At 63.9% G+C, this 23,765-nt stretch carries 23 protein-coding genes, 1 tRNA gene and 1 pseudogene; 16 read left to right on the forward strand and 9 right to left on the reverse strand.

Translation table 11 applies throughout. The features are described 5' to 3' along the window. Window positions 1-29: 29 nt before the first annotated feature. From ACFE7D_RS00145 to hspQ, 4 genes are all read right to left on the reverse strand, one after another. Window positions 30-578: a GNAT family N-acetyltransferase gene (locus ACFE7D_RS00145; RefSeq protein ID WP_375393405.1), complete on the reverse strand. Its 549-nt coding sequence runs from the start codon at window positions 576-578 to the stop codon at window positions 30-32. 181 nt (window positions 579-759) lie between these two features. Further along, the gene (gene rpmA / locus ACFE7D_RS00150) at window positions 760-1,035 is read right to left on the reverse strand and encodes a 50S ribosomal protein L27 (RefSeq protein WP_375393406.1); all 276 of its coding nucleotides are present in this window, start codon (window positions 1,033-1,035) and stop codon (window positions 760-762) included. A gap of 13 nt (window positions 1,036-1,048) precedes the next feature. After that, complete coding sequence (gene rplU / locus ACFE7D_RS00155; protein ID WP_375393407.1) at window positions 1,049-1,393, reverse strand: 50S ribosomal protein L21; 345 nt, start codon at window positions 1,391-1,393, stop codon at window positions 1,049-1,051. A gap of 120 nt (window positions 1,394-1,513) precedes the next feature. Then, window positions 1,514-1,903 (reverse strand): heat shock protein HspQ, encoded by a 390-nt coding sequence (hspQ, locus tag ACFE7D_RS00160; protein WP_375393408.1) that lies wholly within the window; start codon window positions 1,901-1,903, stop codon window positions 1,514-1,516. 145 nt (window positions 1,904-2,048) lie between these two features. Here hspQ and ACFE7D_RS00165 point away from each other — a divergent pair. The 7 genes and pseudogenes from ACFE7D_RS00165 to ACFE7D_RS00195 all read left to right on the forward strand — a co-directional run bounded on the left by ACFE7D_RS00165 (window position 2,049) and on the right by ACFE7D_RS00195 (window position 5,907). Then, window positions 2,049-2,138, forward strand: a tRNA-Ser gene (locus ACFE7D_RS00165). Between the two features lie 241 nt (window positions 2,139-2,379). Then, window positions 2,380-2,532, forward strand: a complete 153-nt coding sequence (locus tag ACFE7D_RS00170; protein WP_375393409.1) for a hypothetical protein — start codon at window positions 2,380-2,382, stop codon at window positions 2,530-2,532. A gap of 109 nt (window positions 2,533-2,641) precedes the next feature. Next, window positions 2,642-3,166, forward strand: a complete 525-nt coding sequence (locus ACFE7D_RS00175) for a ferritin-like domain-containing protein (protein WP_375393410.1) — start codon at window positions 2,642-2,644, stop codon at window positions 3,164-3,166. Beyond that, complete coding sequence (locus ACFE7D_RS00180) at window positions 3,141-3,329, forward strand: hypothetical protein (protein ID WP_375393411.1); 189 nt, start codon at window positions 3,141-3,143, stop codon at window positions 3,327-3,329. The genes ACFE7D_RS00175 and ACFE7D_RS00180 overlap by 26 nt, the downstream gene beginning before the upstream one ends. 104 nt (window positions 3,330-3,433) lie before the next feature. Then, window positions 3,434-3,529 (forward strand): annotated as a pseudogene (locus tag ACFE7D_RS00185) (UTP--glucose-1-phosphate uridylyltransferase); the annotation flags it as partial. 40 nt (window positions 3,530-3,569) lie between these two features. Continuing rightward, window positions 3,570-4,010 carry a hypothetical protein gene (locus tag ACFE7D_RS00190; RefSeq protein WP_375393469.1) on the forward strand — a complete coding sequence of 147 codons (441 nt, stop codon included), beginning with the start codon at window positions 3,570-3,572 and terminating at the stop codon, window positions 4,008-4,010. 106 nt (window positions 4,011-4,116) lie between these two features. Further along, on the forward strand, window positions 4,117-5,907 hold the full coding sequence (locus tag ACFE7D_RS00195) for an IlvD/Edd family dehydratase (RefSeq protein ID WP_375393412.1): 1,791 nt from the start codon (window positions 4,117-4,119) through the stop codon (window positions 5,905-5,907). Between the two features lie 55 nt (window positions 5,908-5,962). Here the strand turns inward: ACFE7D_RS00195 and ACFE7D_RS00200 are convergent, their stop codons facing one another. Together ACFE7D_RS00200 and glf are read right to left on the reverse strand one after the other, a co-directional pair. Continuing rightward, window positions 5,963-7,198: a DUF2252 family protein gene (locus ACFE7D_RS00200; RefSeq protein ID WP_375393413.1), complete on the reverse strand. Its 1,236-nt coding sequence runs from the start codon at window positions 7,196-7,198 to the stop codon at window positions 5,963-5,965. A gap of 400 nt (window positions 7,199-7,598) precedes the next feature. Then, entirely contained in the window at window positions 7,599-9,542 is a 1,944-nt protein-coding gene (gene glf / locus ACFE7D_RS00205) for a UDP-galactopyranose mutase (RefSeq protein ID WP_375393414.1), read from the reverse strand. Window positions 9,543-10,113: 571 nt separating this feature from the next. Here glf and ACFE7D_RS00210 point away from each other — a divergent pair. Beyond that, entirely contained in the window at window positions 10,114-12,288 is a 2,175-nt protein-coding gene (locus ACFE7D_RS00210; protein WP_375393415.1) for a family 1 glycosylhydrolase, read from the forward strand. A 74-nt stretch (window positions 12,289-12,362) separates the two neighbouring features. On the opposite strand, the gene ACFE7D_RS00215 is transcribed toward ACFE7D_RS00210, so the two are convergent. Both ACFE7D_RS00215 and ACFE7D_RS00220 read right to left on the reverse strand, forming a co-directional pair. Next, window positions 12,363-12,488 carry a hypothetical protein gene (locus ACFE7D_RS00215; protein ID WP_375393416.1) on the reverse strand — a complete coding sequence of 42 codons (126 nt, stop codon included), beginning with the start codon at window positions 12,486-12,488 and terminating at the stop codon, window positions 12,363-12,365. After that, the gene (locus tag ACFE7D_RS00220) at window positions 12,485-13,297 is read right to left on the reverse strand and encodes a hypothetical protein (RefSeq protein ID WP_375393417.1); all 813 of its coding nucleotides are present in this window, start codon (window positions 13,295-13,297) and stop codon (window positions 12,485-12,487) included. Before ACFE7D_RS00220 ends, ACFE7D_RS00215 begins: the two co-directional genes overlap by 4 nt. 74 nt (window positions 13,298-13,371) lie before the next feature. Here ACFE7D_RS00220 and ACFE7D_RS00225 point away from each other — a divergent pair, with 74 nt between their 5' ends. The 6 genes from ACFE7D_RS00225 to ACFE7D_RS00250 all read left to right on the forward strand — a co-directional run bounded on the left by ACFE7D_RS00225 (window position 13,372) and on the right by ACFE7D_RS00250 (window position 18,682). After that, on the forward strand, window positions 13,372-14,289 hold the full coding sequence (locus ACFE7D_RS00225) for an SMP-30/gluconolactonase/LRE family protein (protein ID WP_375393418.1): 918 nt from the start codon (window positions 13,372-13,374) through the stop codon (window positions 14,287-14,289). Beyond that, on the forward strand, window positions 14,286-15,185 hold the full coding sequence (locus tag ACFE7D_RS00230) for a 2-dehydro-3-deoxygalactonokinase (protein WP_375393419.1): 900 nt from the start codon (window positions 14,286-14,288) through the stop codon (window positions 15,183-15,185). The genes ACFE7D_RS00225 and ACFE7D_RS00230 overlap by 4 nt, the downstream gene beginning before the upstream one ends. Continuing rightward, a complete protein-coding gene (locus ACFE7D_RS00235; protein WP_375393420.1) occupies window positions 15,182-15,814 on the forward strand; it encodes a 2-dehydro-3-deoxy-6-phosphogalactonate aldolase in 633 nt (210 codons plus the stop codon). Before ACFE7D_RS00230 ends, ACFE7D_RS00235 begins: the two co-directional genes overlap by 4 nt. A gap of 46 nt (window positions 15,815-15,860) precedes the next feature. Further along, window positions 15,861-16,616, forward strand: a complete 756-nt coding sequence (locus tag ACFE7D_RS00240; protein WP_375393421.1) for a FadR/GntR family transcriptional regulator — start codon at window positions 15,861-15,863, stop codon at window positions 16,614-16,616. Further along, window positions 16,613-18,376, forward strand: coding sequence for a putative 2OG-Fe(II) oxygenase (locus tag ACFE7D_RS00245; RefSeq protein WP_375393422.1), 1,764 nt, complete (start codon window positions 16,613-16,615; stop codon window positions 18,374-18,376). The genes ACFE7D_RS00240 and ACFE7D_RS00245 overlap by 4 nt, the downstream gene beginning before the upstream one ends. A 66-nt stretch (window positions 18,377-18,442) precedes the next feature. After that, on the forward strand, window positions 18,443-18,682 hold the full coding sequence (locus ACFE7D_RS00250; protein WP_375393423.1) for a hypothetical protein: 240 nt from the start codon (window positions 18,443-18,445) through the stop codon (window positions 18,680-18,682). Between the two features lie 28 nt (window positions 18,683-18,710). Here the strand turns inward: ACFE7D_RS00250 and ACFE7D_RS00255 are convergent, their stop codons facing one another. After that, a complete protein-coding gene (locus tag ACFE7D_RS00255; RefSeq protein WP_375393424.1) occupies window positions 18,711-19,247 on the reverse strand; it encodes a hypothetical protein in 537 nt (178 codons plus the stop codon). Window positions 19,248-19,442: 195 nt separating this feature from the next. On the opposite strand from ACFE7D_RS00255, the gene ACFE7D_RS00260 reads away from it, so the two are divergent. Both ACFE7D_RS00260 and ACFE7D_RS00265 read left to right on the forward strand, forming a co-directional pair. Then, window positions 19,443-22,589, forward strand: a complete 3,147-nt coding sequence (locus ACFE7D_RS00260; RefSeq protein WP_375393425.1) for a TonB-dependent receptor domain-containing protein — start codon at window positions 19,443-19,445, stop codon at window positions 22,587-22,589. A 47-nt stretch (window positions 22,590-22,636) separates the two neighbouring features. Beyond that, window positions 22,637-23,755 (forward strand): aspartyl/asparaginyl beta-hydroxylase domain-containing protein, encoded by a 1,119-nt coding sequence (locus tag ACFE7D_RS00265; RefSeq protein ID WP_375393426.1) that lies wholly within the window; start codon window positions 22,637-22,639, stop codon window positions 23,753-23,755. Window positions 23,756-23,765 lie beyond the last annotated feature (10 nt).

The raw sequence follows: 23,765 nt of genomic DNA on the forward strand, positions 1-23,765 counted from the left end.
CGGATTTTTACCGCGCCGTGACAAGCCGGTTACGCCGCGAGCGGCATCGCACCCGGTCGGTCGTCATTGTCCAAGTCCAGTTCGACCTTCGTGCACGCGACATCTCGCCCGCGGGCGCGGCAGAATTGCGGTTCCGTCCGCCCGGTATGGCGAAAGCCCAGCTTTGTCAGCACGCGACCGGATGCGGGATTGTCGATGTAGAACCCCGCCTTCAGGCGGTTGAGCCCCAGCGCATGGCGAGCAATCTGCAACATCTGCCGCCCCGCTTCTGTGGCATAGCCGCGTCCCCAGACATCGGGCGTCAGCCAATAGCCCAGTTCATGCCGGTCGCCCTCGGGGTGAAGTCCGATGCAGCCGACAAGCCGCGGCGCCGGCCCGTCGGGAATGGTGATGAGCATCACGACGTCGTCGACCGTCCGCGATCGCGCGAGAAACGCCGCGGCATCGTCGATCGTGTAAGGCCATGGCGCGTGAGAAATCTTCGTCACGATGCTTTCATGCGCGATCGCCTTCGCCAAATCAGGGGCATCCTCCGGCCAGCCCGGCCGCAGCGTCAGTCTCTTCGTGCGCGCGAACATATCCGCTTCCTCCTCGTCGCGTCGCGTCGCCGCTGCCACTTCGGAATGACGGGGCCGCGACAACGCATTGGGGAGGGAGCAATAAAAAAGGGAGCCGGGGCGGACCCGTCTCCCTGACTGGCTGGTCCGCTTGCGCGGAACCCGGGTCGCCCTGGTGGGCAACCCGTCTGGTTACCCGATGTTATTCGGCCGCGATCGCCATGTCCTGGATATCGACCGAACAGAATTTGCGGCCCATCTTGCCTTCCTTGAACGACACACGACCGTCGGCCAGTGCGAACAAGGTGTGGTCGGTACCGATGCCGACATTGGAACCCGGATAGAATTTGGTGCCGCGCTGGCGCACGAGAATGTTGCCCGCGACCACTTCCTGGCCACCGAACTTCTTCACGCCGAGGCGACGACCGGCCGAATCGCGACCGTTGCGCGACGAACCGCCTGCTTTCTTATGTGCCATCCGAAGCTACTCCCTATGCCTGGGCAGCCGGGGCATCGCCCTCGGTGCTCTTGGCGGTATGACCACCGACACTGACGATCTTCAGGATCGTATGCTGCTGGCGGTGGCCGTTCTTGCGGCGATAATTGTGACGGCGACGCTTCTTGAACACGATGACCTTGTCGGCCTTCGCCTGCGCGACGATCTCGGCGGCGACGGTGAAGCCTTCGACCGACTGCATCTCGGCACCTTCGCCTGCAAGCAATACGTCGCCCAGCGTCACCGACGCGCCTGCATCACCGTCGATCTTCTCGACGACGATCTTGTCTCCGGCGGCGACGCGATATTGCTTGCCGCCCGTGCGCACGACTGCGAACATGGCCCTGATCACTTTCAAAAATTCATAGCCCGGCAGGATTCGGATGACCCCGTCCGGAAAGAGGTGCCGGCTAAGGGACGAGTGGCGGCTTGTCAACCACAAGCCCCAGAGTTCGCCTGCTCAGTGGCGGTGTTGTTGCCGCAAACGATAGCGGCCATCGGCATAGCCGGTGAACAGCCCCGATATAGCCGGATGATCGACCGGCTCGTCGCTTTCGTCGGCCACGAGATTCTGTTGGCTGACGTATGCGACGTAGCTCGACTCCATATTCTCGGCGAGCAGATGATAGAAAGGCTGATCCCGTTTCGGACGGATACCCTCCGGGATCGCCTCATACCATTCCTCGCTGTTTGCGAAAACCGGATCGACATCGAAGATCACGCCGCGAAAATCGAACATCCGGTGGCGAACGACATCACCGATCGAGAAACGGGCGTGCGCGATCGGCGGCGCATCAAGCGCTCCGCGTGAACCGGTGGCGCTGAAACTGATAACATCGTGACTGGGCATGCAACCCATCTAATCCTTGTTTTGCATCGCACAAGCCGTGAACCGACCGCGCGATCGTCGCCGCTGCTTGCACGCCCCGAATGCTTGCGATAGGGGCACGCCCTCGACCGACCGGCCCCGTTCGCGGTGCCGCGAAATCCCTCGCGGAGAGGTGGCAGAGTGGTCGAATGTACCGCACTCGAAATGCGGCGTGCCTTAACGGGTACCGTGGGTTCGAATCCCACCCTCTCCGCCAATTTGCTCGGTAAATCTGTCATCGCTTGCGCCCCTCTGGACAAGCGCGCTGGCGGGCGCGACGACTGGACGATGTGCGGAACTGGCGCTGCTATGGCGCGCGGAGAACCGTGGTTCGGCTTCGACGCGCCAGGCGACCTGCCAAGGCCTGCCGCCGGAAATCCTGCTGGTCCCGCTGCCGGGCCACACCTGAGGTGAGGCCGGGGTCGCGGTCCGCCAAGACGATGGCCGGCGGTTGCTTCATGTCGGCGATGCCTATTTCTACCGGCGAAATGCGCGGTGCGCGGCGCAAATGCACGCCGGGGCTACGCGCCTATCGGCGGCTGATGGATTCAGATTTCGCCAGTCGCGTCCGGAACCAGGAACGGCTGCGAACGCTATCGATCGAGCGGTGAGAACGCGGTGACCGTAACATGCACGCACGATCCGGTCGACTCGAACGGTGCCAGGCCGGGCAACCGCTGTGACCCGACATCCTGTCTTCACACCAAGGAGCAACAAACCATGGCAACAAAGCACGACGTCCTTCGCGAACTCTTCATTACCGGCCTTCGGAATGTGCATGCAGTCGAGCATCAGGCATTGTCGATCATGACGCCGCAAGTCGCGCGGATCGAGCATTATCCCGAGGTCGCCGACCGCCTCCGCCTCCACATCGAGGAGACGAACGGCCAGATCGCACGGCTGGACGAGATTCTCGCGGCCTTCGATACCAGCGGTTCGACGCTCAAGGACACCGCGCTCGGCCTTTCGGGGAGCATGGCCGCGATCGCGCATACCGTCGCCGGCGACGAGATCGTGAAGAACAGCTTCGCCAACTACGCGTTCGAGCATTTCGAGATCGCCAGCTACAAGTCGTTGCTGGTGCTGGCCGAGGATGGCGGTTTCGTCCAGGCGACCCCGCTGCTGCAGAAATCGCTCGGCGAGGAGGAAGACATGGCGCGGTGGATCGGCGAAGCGCTGCCGATGGTCACGCGCCGTTATGCTTCGCTCTATGCCGAGCATGGGTCAGGCACCGCCAAGGCGTAGGAGGTGCGGTCGCCTCGACGCCCGGCTAATCCCGATCGACGGGAATGCGAAGTTCGAACAGCTTCGTGCCGGGCGGCGGGGGGTGGGCGACACCGCGACGACATTGGGCAAATCGCTCGCGATCCTGCATGGGATCGAGGGGAGCCTTGCCAACGGCCTGTGATCCACGGTGTCGCGTCGGTCGTTACAGCAGTACGGACCTGCTTTGATGCTCTGGAAGCGGGGCGTGATTGGTAGCGTCGTCGCCACCCACCAAAGGAATGGACCATGACGATCAAGCGCGTACGCAAGGTGGTCTTCCCCATCGCGGGACTGGGCACGCGCTTCCTGCCGGTGACCAGGGCGATGCCGGAGGAGATGCTGACGTCGCGTCAAGACCGCAGGCCCGCTGACCGGCTTCGGCATGGAGATCAAGAATTCGACCGGCGGCCATATCAACGGCCTGGCGTTCGACTCCGGTCCAGACATGCAACGGGCCGACGTGCTGCATTTCTTCGGGACCTGCAGCAAGGTCACGGGGTCGAACATTGCGGTCCAGAGCAGTGACGATTCGCTATCGTTCACGTCCGAAAATCAGGAAAAATCAGGAATCGACCGATGCGCTTATGGAACGCATCACGCTAACGACCTGACGCTGATTCAGCAAATCCGCGTGCTGACCGTGGCAGGAAATGCGCCCGCACGCGGTTTTTCCGCGGTGCTGGTGTCGCTGCTTATCCCGACGCGGACCGATGCGGACACGATCGAGACGCGCGACGTGAACTACGCCACATCCTCCGGCTTCGACATCGGCGCGGTCGGAGTCATCCTGATCCTGATCGCATTCTATGCGACATGGTGGTGATCCGGACGATCAGGCTCCCTCGCCTATTGCGTTATCGCTTAGTGCCATGACCTATAAGCTTAATCCGTAATTCCTGCGCTCTGGCTCCATCGATCACGAGGTCAAGATGTCCGACACCCCAACGCTCCGCAGCAAGGCGTGGTTCGACAATCCCGCCAATGTCGACATGACCGCGCTGTATATCGAACGCTATCTGAACTTCGGGCTCAGCCAGACTGAGCTTCAATCCGGCCGGCCGATCATCGGGATCGCGCAGACGGGCAGCGACCTCAGCCCGTGCAACCGCCATCATCTGGTACTGGCCGAGCGCGTGCGTGAGGGGATTCGCGACGCGGGCGGGATCGCGATCGAATTCCCCGTCCACCCCATCCAGGAAACCGGCAAGCGCCCGACCGCGGCGCTCGACCGCAACCTGGCCTATCTCAGCCTGGTCGAGACGCTTTACGGGTATCCCCTGGACGGCGTGGTGTTGACGATCGGCTGCGACAAGACGACACCCGCCTGCCTGATGGCGGCGGCGACGGTGAACACCCCGGCGATCGCGCTGTCGGTCGGCCCGATGCTGAACGGCTGGCACAAGGGCAAGCGCACCGGCTCGGGCACGATCGTCTGGAAGGCGCGCGAAATGCTGGCGGCGGGCGAGATCGATGCGGCGGGCTTCGTAAAGCTCGTGGCCTCGTCCGCGCCGTCGACCGGATATTGCAACACGATGGGCACCGCGACGACGATGAACAGCCTTGCCGAGGCGCTGGGGATGCAGCTGCCCGGATCGGCGGCGATCCCTGCGCCGTACCGTGACCGGCAGGAAATGGCCTATGAGACGGGCAAGCGGATCGTCGAGATGGTGCGTGAGGATCTGAAGCCGTCCGACATCATGACGCGCCACGCCTTTCTGAACGCCATCCGGGTCAATTCCGCGATCGGCGGATCGACCAACGCGCCGATCCATCTTGTCGCCATCGCCCGGCACATCGGGGTCGAACTGTCGATCGACGATTGGCAGGAGCATGGCCTCGACGTACCGCTGCTCGTCAACCTGCAGCCGGCGGGCGAATATCTGGGCGAGGATTTCTATCACGCGGGTGGTGTGCCTGCGGTGGTCGCGCAGCTGATCGAACAGGGACTGATCGCCGAGGACGTGATGACGGCGAACGGCCGGACCATCGGCGAGAATTGCCGCGGCGTTGCCATCGAGGACGAACGGGTCATCCGCCCCTTCGCCACGCCGTTGAAGGAGGCGGCGGGCTTCGTCGTGCTGCGCGGCAATCTGTTCGACGCCGCGATCATGAAGACCAGCGTGATCTCGCCCGAGTTCCGCGCCCGCTATCTGACGAACCCCGACGACCCCGAAGCGTTCGAGGGGCCGGCGATCGTGTTCGACGGACCGGAGGATTATCACCGCCGGATCGACGACCCCGCGCTCGGCATTACCACCGAGACGCTGATGTTCATGCGCGGCGCGGGGCCGATCGGCTATCCCGGCGGCGCGGAGGTCGTGAACATGCGCCCGCCCGCCTATCTGATCCGCGAGGGCATCCATGCGCTGCCCTGCATCGGCGACGGGCGGCAATCGGGCACGAGCGGGTCGCCGTCGATCCTGAACGCGTCGCCGGAGGCGGCGGCTATAGGCGGGCTGGCGCTCCTTCGGACGGGCGACCGCGTGCGGATCGACCTTGGCCGCGGGACCGCCGATGTGCTGATCCCCGATGACGAACTGGCCGAACGTCGCCGCATCCTGGTCGAGGCCGGCGGGTATCGATATCCCGAATCGCAGACGCCGTGGCAGCAGATCCAGCGATCGCTGGTCGGCCAGTTCGATACCGGCGCGATCCTCGAAGGGGCAGAAACCTATCAGCGGGTCGCGCAGACCCGCGGCCTGCCGCGTGACAGCCACTGACACCACGGCGGGGTACCGCGCCCGCGCGTCGGACCGGACCTACGCAGGCGTTCGCTCAGGCCGCCGCGCCGAGCGCATAGTGGCGGCAATGGTCGAGATACCCTGCCTCGTGGCTGGCGGCGAGATCGACGACGCTCTGCCACAGCCAGGACGGCGCATCGATCGCAAGGTCGCCGTGGTCGCGCAGTGCGGATCGCCATTCTCGGCGCTGGACATCGTCCATCTGCCGCGCATGCGCCTTGCCGACGACACAGGCGAGGTAGCGCGCCGCCCTCACCGCCTGCGAATGCGAGAATTGCTCGACCTCCAGCTTCAGGTCCTGCGGGGCGAGTTCGCGGATGAACATCGATCGGGCCAGCAATGTCGCCGCAATCATCCGGCCGCCCAGATGCGGCGAAAGCGCGCGCGCACCGGCGACGACGCGCTGGCCCTCGTCCGCAGGCATCTGCGCACCGTCCGCGACCGGTGCGACGGGCGCGACCGCTTCCTTCAGATCGACCAGCGCATAATCGCTTCGCCCCTTCGCGCCCTTGATCGACAACAATACGGCGTAGCGCAGCAGGCCGAGCGAACTGCAGCCCTTCATCCAATAGGCCGCATCGACCAGCCGGACGTCGCAGTCATGGCTGTCGGGATTGAGCGACAGGATCTGCCGCTTGATGTCCGGGTCCGCGATCAGCGCGGTCAACGCGGCGCGTTCGTCGTCGTCGATCGCCCAGAATTTCCTGCCGAGCGGAATGCGCGGATCGGTGCCGTTGATCCGTTCCTCCGCCAGATGACGCCAGCGCCGTCCCATCGCGCGACGCTTGACCATGCGGACGACATCGGGTTCGGCATCGGCATCGGCATCGGCATCGGCATCGGCATCGGCATCGGCATCGTTTGCGTTCCGTCGAGCGAGCGCATCGCCATAGCCGTCGACCATTTCCTCGATCATCCGCGCGGTCGCAACGCCGGGCAAGTCCGATCCGCGCGCTGCGGTCGCCAGCGATAGTCCAAGCCGGATGAGGTCGTGCGCGGGATTGCCGATCACGGTCTGGTCGAGGTCGCGAATCTGCACCTCGACATCGCCCTCGCCGTCCGACAGCGGACCCAGATTGCCGAGATGGCAATCGCCGCAAATCCAGATCGACGGCCCGACCGGGATGCGGGCCGACACGGGCGACGCCGCCAGCCATTCATAGAATTTGACCGTATTGCCGCGCACATAGGCATGGGCGGAGCGCGCCATCTTCAGCGCGCGGGCGGTATCCAGAACCGCATTGCGATCGGAAGGTGTTGGAGGCGTCATGGATCGGGTCCGTCAGCGGATGGGACATGTTCGACGCCTTGCAGCGGGATTGTCCGAGCAGAAGAAGAGATTGCGTCTAGCCTATATCGAACCGGAGGGGAAAAGCATCCGGTGTCTGTCGCCGTCGTGCTTATTGCCGGACCGGAGAAACCCGGCATGTCGCGCGCACTGCAAGGTTCGACACCTGCTTCAGGCGCCGACAATGACCGGCGACGACCACGCGCAAATTTAGACGATGCCGCGATGCGTCTGGCTCGTACGGGACCGGCAAACGAGTCCTCAACCGTCATCCCGCGCAGCCAGTGCCGCCATTACATGTCCGACTGGAACGCGTCGGCATCGGCCACCGGCACCGCGCCGACGTTCCGCGACACGGCCGTCGCCCGTCTCTCTGGTCGGGCTACGCTACGCTGCAACTGGTCACCGGCGATTCTTCTTCCTGCCAATCGGTCACCAGACGGCGGTAGGTCGACAGCGCCTGCCCGACCACCTGGTCCATGTTGTAATAGCGGTACGTCGCCAAGCGTCCAACGAAACTGACACCCGGTTCAGCCAGGGCCAGCGCCTCGTAACGCTTGTACAGCGCCTGGTTCTCATCGCGCGGGATCGGGTAATAGGGGTCGCCGTCGGCGCACGGAAACTCATGTGTGATGCTGGTCCTTGCTGAGGTCTGTCCGGTCAGGTGCTTATATTCGGTGATCCGCGTATAGGGCACGTCTTCGCTCGGATAATTCACCGTAGCGACCGACTGAAGCCATTCCATATCCAGCGTCGCGTGCTGGAACCGCAGCGATCGGTACGGCAGCTTGCCGTACCGATGTCCGAAATATTCGTCGATCGGCCCGGTAAAGACGAGATGGTCGTGCGGATAGGCATCGCGCACCTGGCGATAGTCGACGCCGAGCAGCAGATCGATATTCGGATGATCGAGCATCCGCTCAAACATCTTGGTATAGCCGTCGCGCGGCATTGCCTGGAAACTGTCGGTGAAATAGCGATCGTCGGCGTTGCTGCGCGTCGGCACTCGCGCGGTGACGGACTTGTCGAGTTCGGACGGGTCCATGCCCCATTGCTTTCGGGTATAGCCCTGGAAGAACGTTTCGTAGAGCGCGCGACCTACCTTGGAGATCACGACATCGGCGGAGGTGCGGATCGGATCAACGGATTCCGCGCGACTGGCGAGGAACGCGTCGACATCGGCATCAGTCCGCAGATCGAGGTCGTACAACGCGTTCAGCGTCGTCCGGTTGATCGGCATCGGTACCAGCTTGCCATCGACATCCGACAGCACACGGTGCTCGTACGGCCGCCATTCGGTAAAGCGCGACAGATAATCGACGATGTCCTGCGAGTTGGTGTGGAAGATGTGCGGCCCATATTGATGGATCAGCACGCCGGCATCATCCACCCGATCGAACGCGTTGCCGGCCACGTGAGGACGACGGTCTACGACCAGCACCCGCTTCCCCCCGTCACGCGCCAACCGTTCCGCCATGACCGCACCGGCGAACCCGGCACCGACGACCATGACGTCGTACCGCTCGCGCCGTGCTGGCCATGTAACGGGGGAAACGACAGCCTCGATGCGGTCATGGACGGTGATCTGCGTGGCGATCAACGCGGCCATCTCCATCGCGGTGCTGCTCCACGATCCGCGCCCGATGTGCGTATCCGCGGCATCGCGCCAGGCGAAGTCTCCGCTGCTACGCAACGCCAGCGCCTTGCCGCACGCGGCGATGAATGCTTCCGGCGTGGCGGCGACGCCGACCGCTTCGAGATGGCCATGGTGGCGAACGACATCGACGATCGGCGTCGATACGACGGGGCAACCCGCGGCCAGATATTCCGGCGTCTTGGTGGGGCTGATGAAACGAGTCGCCGCGTTGATCGCGAACGGCATCAGCGCGACGTCCCACCCCGCCATATAGTCGGGTAGCGCATCGTAGCTCCTACGGCCAAGATAATGGATGTTCGACCGCTGCGGCAGATCGCTCTCACTGATCTTCACGACTGGTCCGATCACCACCAGTGACCAGTCCGGTCGTGCATCGGCGATGGCGGCGAGCAGATCGAGATCCATCCGCTCATCGATGACTCCGCAAAAACCGAGCCGGGGGCGCGGAATGTCCACCTGATCCACGGGATCGTCCATCGTATCACGGGCACGGGCGAAATGCGGCGCGTCGATGCTGGATGGAAATGCGTGGACGTTGGAATGGCGATCACGCTTCGCCTCGTAGAGGCTTGTGCCGCCGGTAAAGACAATATCCGCCTGCTCCAGCAACGCCCGTTCACGCGCCAACAATTCAGGAGGCGCGTTCTTGAACGCGGAAAGTTCATCCATGCAATCATAGACGGTGCAATCCGCACGAACATGATCCGAAAAAGACAGCATCATCGGGGTATAATACCAGCGAACCAAAGGTCCTTTGATCCCTCCGGCGATGTCATCAAGAAGCGTCGACAATTCCATGTCTTCGCAAATGCGGTTATCAGGATCCAATTCCGGTACAAGTATCGCGATGCCGCTATTGGGGCAGACCTCGCGTCGAAGGCGGCTGTTCCCCAGCCCTTTGACGTAAACAGGCTCTTCCCAAAACAGCACATTGTGCTCGAGTGCGAACCGCGACATCAGATGTTGCGGACGCTGGAATACGAAGGACCATCGCAAATGACTGAAGCAGATCAAGGTCGGGCGCATATCGTCGGTCAGGGGCCGCTGCGTAACGACGTCATTTATCGGCGAAATCTGCGCAGTCACTGATGGGCTCCCCGTTGTAATATCATCGTAGCAACATTTCATGGTAATCGAATGTTCCGATGAAACACCGCCCCATAACATGGATAAGCGCGATTGAGGGAACGATGACAAGACGGGCCCGTTTGAGGTGTCAAGGTCGAAAAGGGAAAACCGCATGACCGCGCTGGAATTATGGGGCGGCCTCGAATATACGGTCAATCGTACGCAGAACGGGTATGTGGACCAGACGCGGTTGAGCGGTCACCACGATCGCGACGACGATCTGGACCTGTTTGCCGAACTTGGCCTGCGTGCACTTCGCTATCCATTGATATGGGAAAGGATCGCCCCCGACGGACTCGAAAGCGCCGATTGGCGCTGGACGGATCGGCGATTGACAGGCCTCCGCGATCGCGGTGTCCGCCCGATCGCCGGGCTGGTGCATCATGGCAGCGGACCTTCGCACACCAGTCTGATCGACGACGGTTTTGCTGCCGCGCTCGCGCAGTTCGCCGGGCGGGTCGCTGAACGGTATGATTGGATCGGGGATTGGACGCCGATCAACGAACCGCTGACGACGGCGCGCTTTTCCGGGCTCTACGGCCTTTGGTATCCGCATCACCGAACAGAGCGCTCGTTCTGGCACATGCTGGTCAATCAGGTCGATGCGGTGCGGCTGTCGATGAAGGCAATCCGGCGCGTAATTCCCACCGCTCGCCTGATCCAGACCGATGATGTCGGGCGGACCTATTCAACGCTTCACCTCGCCGAACAGGCAGCCTTCGACAATCTGCGCCGATGGGCCGGATGGGATCTGCTGTTCGGCCGGGTGACGCGGCATCATCCGCTATGGCTGCGCCTATCGCGCCATGGCCTCGGCGGGCGGCTGGCGCAGATCGCCGACGACCCGTCGCCCCCCGACATCATCGGGGTCAACCACTATCTGACCAGCGACCGATTTCTCGATCATCGGCTCCAGCGGTACGACGCGCGGACCTACGGAGGGAACGGCCAGCTGCACTATGCCGACACCGAAGCCATCCGTGTCCTGACCCCGGCACCGGCGGGCCTGACCAATGCGCTTCGCGAAACATGGGATCGCTACAAGGTGCCGCTGGCCATTACGGAGGTGCATAATGGCTGCACGCGCGACGAACAGCTGCGCTGGGCGGCGGACGCCTGGGATGAGGCCGTAGCGCTTAAGGCGGACGGCATCGATATCCGCGCGGTCACGGCATGGTCGCTGCTTGGCAGCCACGGGTGGAACACCTTGCTGACCAGGCCCGGCAAATACGAATCTGGTGTCTACGAGGTCGTCGGCGACCGGCCTCGCCCGACCGCGCTGGCGGCGTTGTGGAAAGGATTGCCCCATGATTCGCCCCGGCACCCTGTATTGGCGGGTGCCGGATGGTGGCGCAGACCGGAACGGATAATATACCCCCCGATCATGCGCCCGGCGGGGCTTGCGACCGGCGGCGGTGCCGATGCGGCGCAGCCATTGTTGATCTGCGGCGCGACCGGGACTTTGGGTCAGGCCTTCGCACGCGCCTGTGCGGCCCGCGATATCGCCTGCGTCTCGACAGGGCGCGGGACGCTCGATCTCGACCGACCCGAGACGATTGCGGCAACGCTGGACACGGTCCGACCTTGGGCGGTCGTCAATACCGCCGGATGGGTCGATGTCGATGCGGCAGAGCATAATGTCGATGCCTGTTTTCGCGCCAACGCCGTCGGCGCGGTCGCCCTGTCCGAAGCCTGTGCGGCGCGCGGCATCGGCATCGTCAATTTCTCGAGCGACCTGGTATTCGACGGCACTGCAGAACGGCCTTATGCCGAGGATGATGCGGTCGGGCCGCTCAACGTCTATGGTCGAAGCAAGGCCGCGATGGAACAGGTCTGCGCTACCCTGTCTGGGTCGCTTGTCCTTCGCACCGCAGCGTTCTTCTCACCCGACGATCCCCATAACTTCGCCGCCGCCGTCGTCCGCATGCTTTCGTCGGGCCAGCCATTCGGTGCCGCAGAGGATCATGTGGTCACCCCGACCTTCGTATCGCATCTCGTAAGCGGCGCGCTCGACCTGCTGATCGATGGTGCCACCGGCATCTGGCACCTGACGAATGCCGAGGCGCTGAGCTGGGCGGCGTTCGCGCGGCGTATCGCGGAGGCCTGTGCGCTCGATACACGTTTGGTAAAGCCGGTGACGGGGCAGTTGCCGCAATGGATCGCCCCGCGGCCCTTGTCGGTGCCGCTCGTCAGTCGACGCGGCGTGCCGTTGCCGCCGCTGAGCGAAGCTATCGAAGCATTTGCGGACGGGTTGGTCCGCGCGCAATCCATTCGTCGCTGCGCGTGAAACCGTCCCTCAATTGATCGCTCATGGGGTCGGCATCCCCTTTACGATCGACATCATCCCGCCGGACCATCAACTCAAGCGGACGAGCCATCCACGCCGCTGACCGCTGCCAGCGCGAGCGCGATCAGGAACACGACGCCCATCCGATTCATGAACGGCTGGCCGGTCCACTTCGCCTTGAACACCCACGACAATATCACCGACGCGACGGCGGCGGTGATCGCGCCGGCCTCGCTCGCGCGTTTCCAGAACAGGCCGAGCAGGAAGATAACGGTGATCCCAGGCGTGAAGAAGCCGGTGAATTGCCCGGTGCCAGGATCATCTGGAAATGGTCGGGAATGCGCGTCGTCAGCACATGCCAGCCGGCGATCACGCCCTGACCGGCGCCCAATTGCCCGAGCGTCAGCCATGCGACGATCAGGCCGCCCAACACCAGCAACGTCACCTGCACGATGTCGGTCAGCGCCACCGCCTTAAGGCCGCCGCGGATCTGGTACAGCAAGGCGAACGCACCCAGCGCCACCAGCGCGATATTCTGGTCGACGCCCGCCACCTTCGTGACCGCGATCGATCCGAGCCAGATGATCGAGGTCAGGTTCACGAACACGTACAGCGCGAGCCAGAACAGCGCCATCAGCGTCCGGATGCCGGGGCCGTAACGCCGCTCCAGGAATTGCGGCATCGTGTAGATTTCGTTGCGCAGGAAGATCGGCAGGAAGAACTTGCCGACGATCAGCAGCGTCAGCGCCGCCATCCATTCGTAGGACGCGATCGCCAGCCCGATCGCGTAGCCCGATCCCGACATGCCGACGATCTGCTCCGCCGAAATGTTCGCCGCGATCAGCGACGCACCGATCGCCCACCAGGGCAGATCCTTCGACGCCAGGAAATAATCGGTGGTATTCTTGGGCCCGGCCCCCACCTTGTCACGCGAGACATATTGCGCGAGCCCGAAGATCGCGACGCCGTACGCGACGATGACGGCGATATCGATGAAACCCAGTTGCACGGTGGAACTCTCCCGCCGGTCTATGCCGGCCACCCCGACATCGGCGGTTGCGTCTGCCCTGCGCCAGTAATTATATGATCGATCGGACCTGTCGAGTCCTTGGCCTCAGTGAAGACCAGGAGGATGAACTGCTCAGTCGCCTGCTCTGGCCCGTCGCGGCGATACTGGGCGAAGGTCCTGCCTGGATCGCCGACGATGCTGCGTTGTGGTTCGTCGATATCAAGCGCGGCGCTCTCCACCGCTACGATCCGGCGACCGGGGCGGGATCGACGGTCGCGGTCGGCGGTCGCCCCAGCTTCGTGCTGCCGACCGATGACGGAGGGCTGATCGTCGGCAGCGGCGACGGGTTGCATATCGTGCGCGACGGAACGCTTGGCGACCCGGTCGCGACGATCGACATGCCTGCGCATAATCGCACCAACGATGCCGCGGTCGATCCGTCCGGCCGGCTGTGGTTCGGGACGATGGACGATGCCGAGACGAAGGTGACCGGGGCGGTCCATCTTTTCGATGGCGAGACGATCACCGTCGCCGGCGGCGAAAGCATCATAACCAATGGGCCCGCGATCAGTCCGGACGGCCGCTTTCTCTATCACGTCGATACCGTCGCCGGCATCATCACGCGCTTCGACATCGCCGCCACCGATCGGCTGCTCGACGGAGAGCCGTTCGTGACGATAGCGCCCGAGGAGGGGCATCCGGACGGCGCGTCGATCGATTCGGAAGGCTGCGTCTGGGTCGGCCTGTGGGGCGGGTGGCAGGCCCGGCGCTATGGCCCCGACGGAACGTTGCTGGCGACGGTCGCATTCCCATGTGCGAACATCACCAAGGTCGCGTTCGGTGGCCCCGACCTCAGGACCGCCTTCGTCACCACCGCGCGCGCCGGGTTGTCGGACGAGGAACTGACCGCGCAACCCCTGGCCGGCGGGCTGTTCGCATTCGACGCGCCGGTGCCGGGCATCCCGATCACGCCGGTCAGGATCGCACGATGAGCTACCGCATAGTCGGCGATTGGGGGACGAGCCGGCTGCGGCTGTTCCGGATCGAATCGGGCGTGGTGACCGATCGGTGCGAGGCACCGGGGATCGGCACCGCCAGCACACCGCCCGAGGCGGTATTGCGTGAGGCGCTCGTCCCATGGCGCGCGGCGGGCGATCCGTCGGCGATCGCGCTGTGCGGGATGGTGGGATCGCGCAACGGCTGGGTCGAGGTGCCCTATGTCGATTGCCCCGCCGACCAGGCGACATGGATCGCTGGTGCGGCGCGGCTGGCGCTCGACGACATCCCGGTGGCGATCCTGGCCGGACTGGCCATGAAGGCCGGCGTTCCCGACGTGATGCGCGGCGAGGAAACGCAGATCTTCGGTGCGATCGCGCTCGACCTGCGGCTCTCAGCCGGACGGCACCGCGTCATCCTGCCCGGCACGCACAGCAAATGGACGACGATCGAGGACGGTCGCGTCACCGGTTTTCGCACCTATCTGACGGGCGAATTGTTCGCATTGCTTCGCGATCATTCGATCCTGGCGCGTGCTGCCGCCGGCTCGACCGTCGATCCGGGCGAAGAGGATAAGGGCTTTGCGCATGGACTCGATCGGTCCCGGTCAGGCCAGGTGATCGGTGCGCTGTTCGAGGCACGGAGCGCGCAGTTGCTGGAAGGGCGCTCGCATGGCTGGGCGCTTGGCTATCTTTCCGGCCTGCTGATCGGCGGCGAGATCGCGGAAGCGTTGCACGACGAACCGCGGACGGGCCGGATCGCGCTGGTCGGGGATCCCCGGCTTACCGAACGCTACCGCCGCACATTTGCCGGATATGCGATCGCCGTCGACCTGGTCGATGGCGACGCCGCTGCGCTTGCGGGACTGAACGCACTGGAGACCAAATCGTGACGATCGACGACATTCTCGCAGACGGTGCACCGCCCATCGTCGCGATCCTGCGCGGTATCGAGCCGGAAGAGGCCGTGTCGATCGCGTCCGCACTGATCGACGCCGGGATCCGGATGGTCGAGGTCCCGCTGAACTCTCCCGACCCCTTCGCCAGCATCACCGCGATCCAGCAGGCTTACGGCGATCATGCGCTGATCGGCGGCGGTACGGTGCTGGATGTCCCATCGGTCGATCGGCTCGCGGATACGGGATCGCGGATCATGGTGACGCCCAATATCGACCCCGCGGTCATCGCCCGTGCCGTGGCGCGCGGGTTGGAGCCGATGCCGGGGTTCGTCACCCCCAGCGAAGCGTTCCGCGGCATCGCCGCGGGCGCGCGCCGGCTGAAACTGTTCCCGGCGATGGCGCTTGGGCCGGCCTATCTGAAGGCCATCCGGGACGTCCTGCCCAAGGACGTCAAAACCTGGGGCGTCGGCGGGACCGACGCCAACAACATCCACGAATGGCTGGCGGCGGGTGCGGAAGGGATCGGCGTCGGCGGTGCCATCTACCGCCCGGGCGACGATGCCGGGACAGTCGCCGGCAAGGCGCAGGCGGTGGTCGCCGCATGGCGCGCCATCGCGCCCTGAGCCGCGCCGGCTTGTCGCATCGGGCGAAATCGGCGAGGCATGGCGGATGAGGGAGCCGCAGCCGCACGAGGTCCGTACATCGCTCGGGCGAAACCTGACGCACGGCATGCTGGACGCGCTCGGTCGGGCGATCGTGACCGGTATCTACGAGGAACGGCGTTTCCCGACCGAGGCCGATCTGGCCGCCCAGCACGGGGTCAGCCGGTCCGTGACCCGTGAGGCCGTCAAGATGCTGACCGCGAAGGGATTGCTGTCCGCCCGGCCGCGGCAGGGGACGATCGTCCAGCCGGCGACGAACTGGAACCTGTTCGACCCCGATGTGCTCGGCTGGCTGCTCGACCGCAAATTCTCGTTGCCCCTGCTGCGTCATTTCAACGAACTTCGGATCGGCATCGAACCGATGGCGTCGCGGCTCGCAGCCGATCACGCCGGTCCCGACCACAAGGCCGCGATCCGCGGCGGGTTCGACCGGATGGTCGCGGCGGAAGCCGGCGACGACGATCCGCTGGACGCGGACATCGCGTTCCACGTCGCGATCCTTCGCGCCGCCGGCAATCCGTTCTTCGCGCAGTTCGAGGATCTGGTGTCCACCGCTCTTCGGTCGTCGATCCGCTTCACCAACCGCTTCCAGGGGCGAAGCGCCGATCTCGCCGAGCACCGCGCGGTGCTGATCGCGATCGAAGCCGCTGATGGCGCTGCGGCCAACGCCGCGATGCACAAGATCATCAACGACGTGCTCGCGCTGATCGCCCAGGGCGGTGCACCAGGGTTGCCGGGAATGCCTCCCCGTCGACGCGGGTGACGATTGCGACGCCACGCGACAATCCCGGTCGCGCTGCGCCAATACCCGCGATAGGCAGGGACCGCATGACCGCCGCACCGTCTCTTCATTCCGCTCATATGGCCGCAGTCAGGGCCGCGCAGGACGGGCAGACTGAGGTTGCGGCGACGCTGTTTGCCTCCGCGTTGGCCGATGCGCAGGCGGACGCGCGTTTTCTGGCCGATTACGCGGCCTTCGCTTCGACGATTGGTCAAACGGAGCTCGCATCGTCGCTTTACGAACGCGCCATCGCGGCGACCCCAGGCGACTCCCCGCCGCTCCGGCTGCGACATGCGCTCGCCACGATGGACGCCGGAAAGGTGGCTGCCGCGATCGGCTTGCTGGAGGGTTTGACGCGCGACCAACCGCGATCGCCGATGGCGTGGCAGGCGCTGGGGGCAGCTTTGCACGCCGCGGACCGGGCTGCGGATGCTCTGGCGGCGTTCAACCACGTCGTTGCGCTCGCGCCGCGTGATCCGCGTGGTTTATTGTCGTGTGCGCGCATGTCCGAAGAACTGGGTCTGCCCGCCACCGCCGCCTTTACTATCGCGCTAGCCGCCGCGCCGGACAGCGGGCCGGCGCGGCTCGGACTGGCAGCGGCCCAGGCTGGTGCAGGGCAGTCCGACCTTGCCGAGGCAACGCTGCAAACCGGTTTGGCACGCGCACCCGATTGGGCGGAGGGGTGGGCCGCGCTCGTATCGTTGGTCTATCGGTGGCAGGGACACGGGGCGAGTCTCAAGGCAGCCGAAGTCGCGTTGGCTGCCGCGCCCCGCGATGCGAATGTGGCGACGACCATGCTGCGGAGTATTGCGGCGGTCGGCGCAAACGATGCAGTACTTGGCATGCTGCATGCCATCAGGGCGGCGCTGGGCGATACGCTGCCGTTGGTGCTGATCGAAGCGCAGGCGGCAAGCGCGATCGGGGATATCGCGCGCGCGGATGCGGCGTTCGCGCGACTGGACGCGATTGCCGACCCGGTCGTGCTGCTCGCTCGCCTGCGTCATTCGTTGCGCACCTGCCGGCCGGACGATGCGATTGCGATCGGGCAGCCTATGATGGCAGGCCCGGCGGCGCGGTTCGCAACCCCCTATATGGGTACGGCGTGGCGAATGCTCAGCGACCCGCGCCATGCGTGGCTGGAAGGCGATCCGCAGCTGGTCGGCACCTATGATCTGGGGATCGACGCGCCCGATCTCGTGGTTCTCGCTGCCGAGTTGCGCACGCTGCACACCGCGCGTCACGCGCCGTTTGAACAGTCCATGCGCGGCGGCACGCAAACGGACGGCGTTCTGCTATCCCGGCAGTCGCCCGCTATTCGAAGACTTCGCGTCGCGATCGAGTGCGCGGTTCGGGCGCATATCGACCAGTTGCCCGCACTGGATCGCGCCCACCCAACGCTTTCCGTACCGCGCAGCGAGTTTCGTTTCGCCGGGTCGTGGTCGGTCCGGCTGTCGGACGGCGGACATCACGTCAACCATGTCCACAGCGAAGGATGGCTCAGCTCCGCATGCTACATCGCTTTGCCCGACGCGATGACGGACGGACGAGCGGATGACGAGGCGGGATGGCTGACATTGGGGCAGCCGCCCGTCGATCTCGGGCTCGACCTGCCACCGGTACGGACGGTGCAACCGGCCGTGGGGCAGGTCACGTTGTTTCCGTCCACGATGTGGCACGGCACGCGCCCCGCCCCGGCGGGTGAACGGCTGACCGTGGCGTTCGACGTGCAGCCGCTGACCTGACGCGATTTGACGCCGCGGCGCAATGCGATATGTTGATCCGTAGCGTTTTGCCGGGGGGGATGGGCAATGACCGTGTTGATCGGATTGTTGATGGTGGCGCAGGTTGCCGCAGGTACGGCCCAGACGCCGACGACGCCCGTTGGACGCAGGCCGCAACCCGACAAGCTGATTTGTGTCGAGGCACAACAACTGGGCACCCGGCTGGGTGGGCACCGGGTTTGCAGGACCAAAGCGGAATGGGATCAGGATCGCCAGAACGTGAGGTCCGATACGGAGAACGCACAGCGTACCAATATTCACGAGTAACACTGGCTCGCCGTTTAGCCGATCGCAGTCAGCCGGTGCGGCGGACCCTAATCGCGGGCTGTCCGCCGACGCTCATCTTGAATGAATTCAGCGCCGCACGAGTGATGAGCACTGTCGTTCCCGCGCGCGGCGCACTGCCGATCGTGTAATCGTCGATCTGATGCCAGCGGCTGCCGTCCTGCAGCGAGAACACCCATTTGCCCGATGCATCGGTGGAGGCGCTTGCGATCGCCCCCCGGACTTCCTTGACGGTTCCACCGTTCGCTTCGTTTGCAAAGATCGCGCTACCTCTGGGGGCAAGCCCGAATTGTTCGCGGCGTTGCCGCTCGACCTGCGCCTTGTCGACGACCGCGATCGATCCCGAATCGATCCGTGCGCTCAACCGGTCGAGTTCGCGGTCGACGCATGCGAGCCGATCGGCAGATGTCGCGATCTTGCGACAAGCGAGCAGCGTATCGATCGCTTGCGACTGATCCGCAGCGGCTCGCCTGTCCGCAGCCAGCGCCGGTGAGGGCGCGAGCAATGCGAATGCCGACACGAGGTGCAGCAAAGGGCGGGCCGGCATATTTTCTCCTCGATCGATCGACACTGACTGACTGCGTAATGCGCATCATGCAAGCTGTGTCTTCGGCGCAACGACACGTTGTAAAAGTGTCGGAGATTACGATTTTGTGACTTGATTGGATCGAGCGAGACATAGAGGAGCGTCCCCAGAAGGCCCGTCAGCGGTCTCGGCGTTTTCAAAGGGGCAATTTCCATGATGAAGCAGGTCAAGCCGTTGCTGCTCGCGACGACCGTCATCGCCGGCGCGTTCGCCGCGATGCCAGCCTTCGCGCAAGACAACCCGGCAAAGACGCTGCCGACTGCACCAGTCATCGGTGGCAGTTCGGCTTCGGCGCTCCCGACAGACCCGGCGCAGCCCGCATCCGAAAGCGGCCAGGACATCGTCGTCACCGGTTCGCGCATCACGAGCCCAGGCGCTCTGTCGGCCAGCCCGCTGACCACGATCAACGCGCAGGAGATCAAGCTCGAGGGCGTGACCCGCACCGAGGATTTGCTGAACAGCCTGCCGCAGGTCTTCGCCGGCCAGGGTGGCAACTTGTCGAACGGTGCCAGCGGCACCGCGACGATCAACCTTCGCGATCTCGGTTCGCAGCGCACGCTGGTCCTGATCAACGGCCGCCGCCTGATGCCAGGTGATCCCGGTTCGTCGGCTGCCGACATCAATTTCGTACCGGCCGCGCTGATCGAACGCGTCGATGTACTTACCGGCGGTGCGTCGTCGACCTATGGTTCCGACGCGATCGCGGGCGTCGTCAACTTCGTGATGAACACGCGGTTCGAGGGCGTTCGCCTGGACGCGCAGTACAGCTTCCTGGACCATGACAACAACAACGCGACCGCGGACGCCGTTTTCCGCGATCCGGCTGGGGGTCGCGGGTTCGCCTACCCGCAGGGCCATACCGACCTGGGCGCGACGCAGAACATCACTGCCGTCATCGGCACTGGTGGCGCGGATGGCCGCAGCCATGTGGTCGCCTATGCCGGTTATCGCCAGATCCAGGCGGTGACGCAGGACAGTTACGATTACTCGGCCTGTTCGCTCGCCGAGGTTACGTCAGCTTTAGGCTTCAATTGCTCTGGTTCGGGAACAACCAGCCCTGCACGTTTCATCATAGGCAGCGCACAGCGGACGATCAATCCGGCTACCGGCAACACCTTCTATGCCTATAACGGCGGGCGCGACGCTTTCAACTTCGCGCCGTACAACTATTACCAGCGTCCCGATAAGCGTTACACCGCTGGTGTGTTCGCAGATTACGAGATCACGCCAGCGTTCGACCCGTACATCGAATTCATGTTCATGGACGATCGATCGACCGCGGTCATCGCCCCTTCGGGCATTTTTGGCCAGACTATCAACGTCAACTGCAACAATCCGCTGTTGTCGGCGGAAGAAGCTGGTGAAATTTGCGGCGCTAATGCTGGATCGACTACCGCCACGGGTGCCGTCTCGATCGGTAAGCGCAACGTCGAGGGCGGGGGTCGTGCGAACGATCTACGTCACACCGACTATCGCTACGTCGTCGGTATGAAGGGCCAGATCGATCCTGCCTTCAGCTATGATGGCTACCTGCAGTTCGGCCGCGTCGTCTACGCCGAGAACTATCAGAACGATTTTTCAGTCAACCGTACTCGTGCGGCGCTGAACGACGTTGTCAACGCGATCATTCCCGGAAGCATCACGGCAGCAAATCCCAAGGGTACGCTTTACAACACAACCCAGCCAGCCGGAGCAATTATCTGCGCCGACCCCAATGCAGTTGCTCAGGGCTGCGTCCCCTACAACATCTTTGCGCTTAATTCGGTTACGCCGGGCGCGCTTAACTACCTGCAGACCCCGGGTTTTCAGGAAGGCACGGTAGACGAATACGTTGCCAACTTCTCAGTCACGGGTGATCTGGGCAAATACGGCATCAAGTCGCCGTTCGCGTCCAATGGCGTCGGTGTCAACTTCGGTACCGAATATCGCAAGGAGCAGTTGCAGTTGCTGACCGATGCGGAATTCACCAGCGGTGATCTTGCCGGTCAAGGTGGCCCTACCATCGGTGTGGCCGGTTCGTTCAACGTCTACGAATTCTTCGCCGAAGCGAGCGTCCCGGTCATCGAAGACAAGACGCTGTTCAAGTCGCTGGTCGTGAATGGTGGCTATCGCCGGTCGCACTATAACCTTGCCGGCAACACCGACACGTACAAGGGCGACGTCGTCTGGCAGCCAGTCGGTCCGCTGCGGCTTCGCGCAAGCTACAATCGCGCGGTTCGTGCGCCGAACGTGCAGGAACTGTTCTCGCCCGCTAGCCAGAGTCTGTTCACGGGAAGCGATCCCTGCTCCGGTGCTGCAGTTAACGGCCTTACAAACGGTACAACGAAAGGTCCCGCGGCTGGTGCGACGGGATATACCGCTGCTCAGTGCGCCCGGTCCGGCGTGACGGCCGCGGAGTTCGGAAACATCGTCAACAATACGGCCAACCAGTACGTCCAATTCGGTGGCGGCAATCCTAACCTGAAGCCCGAAGTGTCGGATACCTACAGCGCTGGTGCAGTCATCGCTCCGACGCAGGGCGTGCTGCGTGGCCTGGTTATCTCGGCTGATTACTTCAACATCAAGGTCAAGGGCGCGATCGGTACTGTTGGTGCGCAGATCATTTTGAACCAGTGCCTCGCCAACGGTAGCCCGACATTTTGTAGCCTGGTCCAGCGCGATCCCACCAACGGATCACTGTTTCTGGGCACCAATGGTCAGGTCGTGAATACGACCTTGAATATCGGTCAGCTTCAGACGCGCGGTGTCGACGTGGCTGGTAGCTATCGCTTCGACTTCGAGCGCGTTGGTCTCCATAATATAGGATCGCTTGGGATTGATTATACCGGCACGTTCCTGATTGACTTGAAGCAGTCTCCGGGAACGACGCTGGCTGATGGAACGACTACCTATAACTGTTCTGGTTACTACGGTACGAACTGCGGCGTTCCGGCGCCAAAATATCGTTCAAAGCTTCGTGTGACTTATAATGCCCCAAGTAACTTCCAGGTTTCGCTGAATTGGCGACACTACTCGGGCGTGAATGTCGATGCATCTAGCTCGAACGGTTTCATATCGAACCCCAGCATTGTTTACGCTTCGGACAGCCGTCTGCCCGCGTATAACTACTTCGATCTATCGACCAGCGTTCGCGTTGCCGACAAGTTCTCGCTGCACGTCGGCGCGAACAACCTGCTCGACAAGGACCCGCCGCTCGTCGGTTCGAACAACCTGTCGGGCACGTTCGGCAACGGCAACACCTACCCGCAGGTCTATGACTCGATGGGCCGGTACCTCTTCGCCGGTGTGACCGTCGACTTCTAAGGGTCTGGACTCCGCTGGCAGATGAACCTGCCGGCGGAGTTCCCCTAATGTCGCGCGACGACCAGAAATTTCTACTCGCCGGGCAGGCCGATGCGGCTGCAGCACGGCGTGACTTGCCGGCTGCTGCGGCGCTGCTGGCGGAACTGGCGGCACACGACCCGGGCGATGCCGCGACCTGGAAGAAACTGGCGGCGATCCGTCGTGCGCTGGGCCAGCATGACGATGCGATGATCGCGATCGGCCATGCGCTGGCGATCGAACCGCGCGACCCCCTATCGCTGCTGCTGAAGGCGGGCCTGATCGAAGCGAAGGGCGACGATGCCGAAGAGCCGTATCGCGCCGCCTTGTCCCTGATCGACGAACCCGATGCCGCACCGCCCGCGCTTCGTGCCCGGCTGGAGCATGCGCGCCGCTACTGCGACACTGCGCATCGTTCGCGGACCGTGCGATTGTCCGGGATCGCGGCTTCGGAAATCGACCGGCTCGGCTGTACGCGCGAGGAATGCGCGCGGATCGACGCGTTCGTACTCGGCATTGCGGACGCGGTGTCGCCGGTGCTCCCGATGCTGTTGCGGCTCCCCTATCACGACTCCGCAACCTTTGCCGGATTGGCCGCAGTGGCGCGCGGGCATGCCGCCTTTACCGCCGAGTATCTACGGCTGATGGCCGACGATGCGATGGCGGCTGCGCCCTATATCGACCACCCGACCGACGTTCCGCTCGATCAATGGGTAGATCTCAACCGCTCGCGACAATGGAGCGCCGTGCATCTGTGGCGCGGGGGGGGCATCGTCCGCGGCAACGCCGATCGCTGTCCGGCAACCGTCAAGGCCTTTGCAGCCTTGCCGACGCCGGTAATCGGCGGCCGATCGCCCAATCTGATGTTCTCCATCCTGGCACCGCATACCCACATCCCGCCCCATGTCGGCGTGACGAACGTCAGGCTCGTTGTACATATTCCGTTGATCATTCCCGAAGACTGTTCGCTGACCGTGGGCGGCGAACGTCGCGGGTGGATGCTGGGCGAAGCGATCGTGTTCGACGACACGATCGAGCATGAAGCGGTCAACGACAGCGACGACACGCGCGTGGTGCTGATCGGCGACCTGTGGCATCCCGACCTCAGCGCGAGAGAGCGGACCGTGCTTCACGCGCTGATGGCGTAGATCATCGACG

The sequence above is a fragment of the uncultured Sphingomonas sp. genome (assembly GCF_964244235.1).
In the GTDB taxonomy this organism is placed as follows: domain Bacteria; phylum Pseudomonadota; class Alphaproteobacteria; order Sphingomonadales; family Sphingomonadaceae; genus Sphingomonas.

Excerpts from the sequence above, each read along its gene's own strand:
- ACFE7D_RS00225 (WP_375393418.1), top strand. The coding sequence starts at position 13,372 with ATGATCGATCGGACCTGTCGAGTCCTTGGCCTCAGTGAAGACCAGGAG.
- glf (WP_375393414.1), bottom strand. The coding sequence starts at position 9,542 with ATGGATGAACTTTCCGCGTTCAAGAACGCGCCTCCTGAATTGTTGGCG.
- ACFE7D_RS00250 (WP_375393423.1), top strand. The coding sequence starts at position 18,443 with ATGACCGTGTTGATCGGATTGTTGATGGTGGCGCAGGTTGCCGCAGGT.
- rplU (WP_375393407.1), bottom strand. The coding sequence starts at position 1,393 with ATGTTCGCAGTCGTGCGCACGGGCGGCAAGCAATATCGCGTCGCCGCC.
- ACFE7D_RS00175 (WP_375393410.1), top strand. The coding sequence starts at position 2,642 with ATGGCAACAAAGCACGACGTCCTTCGCGAACTCTTCATTACCGGCCTT.
- ACFE7D_RS00200 (WP_375393413.1), bottom strand. The coding sequence starts at position 7,198 with ATGACGCCTCCAACACCTTCCGATCGCAATGCGGTTCTGGATACCGCC.
- ACFE7D_RS00230 (WP_375393419.1), top strand. The coding sequence starts at position 14,286 with ATGAGCTACCGCATAGTCGGCGATTGGGGGACGAGCCGGCTGCGGCTG.
- ACFE7D_RS00180 (WP_375393411.1), top strand. The coding sequence starts at position 3,141 with ATGGGTCAGGCACCGCCAAGGCGTAGGAGGTGCGGTCGCCTCGACGCC.
- ACFE7D_RS00240 (WP_375393421.1), top strand. The coding sequence starts at position 15,861 with ATGAGGGAGCCGCAGCCGCACGAGGTCCGTACATCGCTCGGGCGAAAC.
- ACFE7D_RS00260 (WP_375393425.1), top strand. The coding sequence starts at position 19,443 with ATGAAGCAGGTCAAGCCGTTGCTGCTCGCGACGACCGTCATCGCCGGC.
- rpmA (WP_375393406.1), bottom strand. The coding sequence starts at position 1,035 with ATGGCACATAAGAAAGCAGGCGGTTCGTCGCGCAACGGTCGCGATTCG.
- ACFE7D_RS00210 (WP_375393415.1), top strand. The coding sequence starts at position 10,114 with ATGACCGCGCTGGAATTATGGGGCGGCCTCGAATATACGGTCAATCGT.
- ACFE7D_RS00170 (WP_375393409.1), top strand. The coding sequence starts at position 2,380 with ATGTCGGCGATGCCTATTTCTACCGGCGAAATGCGCGGTGCGCGGCGC.
- ACFE7D_RS00195 (WP_375393412.1), top strand. The coding sequence starts at position 4,117 with ATGTCCGACACCCCAACGCTCCGCAGCAAGGCGTGGTTCGACAATCCC.
- ACFE7D_RS00145 (WP_375393405.1), bottom strand. The coding sequence starts at position 578 with ATGTTCGCGCGCACGAAGAGACTGACGCTGCGGCCGGGCTGGCCGGAG.
- ACFE7D_RS00255 (WP_375393424.1), bottom strand. The coding sequence starts at position 19,247 with ATGCCGGCCCGCCCTTTGCTGCACCTCGTGTCGGCATTCGCATTGCTC.
- ACFE7D_RS00265 (WP_375393426.1), top strand. The coding sequence starts at position 22,637 with ATGTCGCGCGACGACCAGAAATTTCTACTCGCCGGGCAGGCCGATGCG.
- hspQ (WP_375393408.1), bottom strand. The coding sequence starts at position 1,903 with ATGCCCAGTCACGATGTTATCAGTTTCAGCGCCACCGGTTCACGCGGA.
- ACFE7D_RS00190 (WP_375393469.1), top strand. The coding sequence starts at position 3,570 with ATGGAGATCAAGAATTCGACCGGCGGCCATATCAACGGCCTGGCGTTC.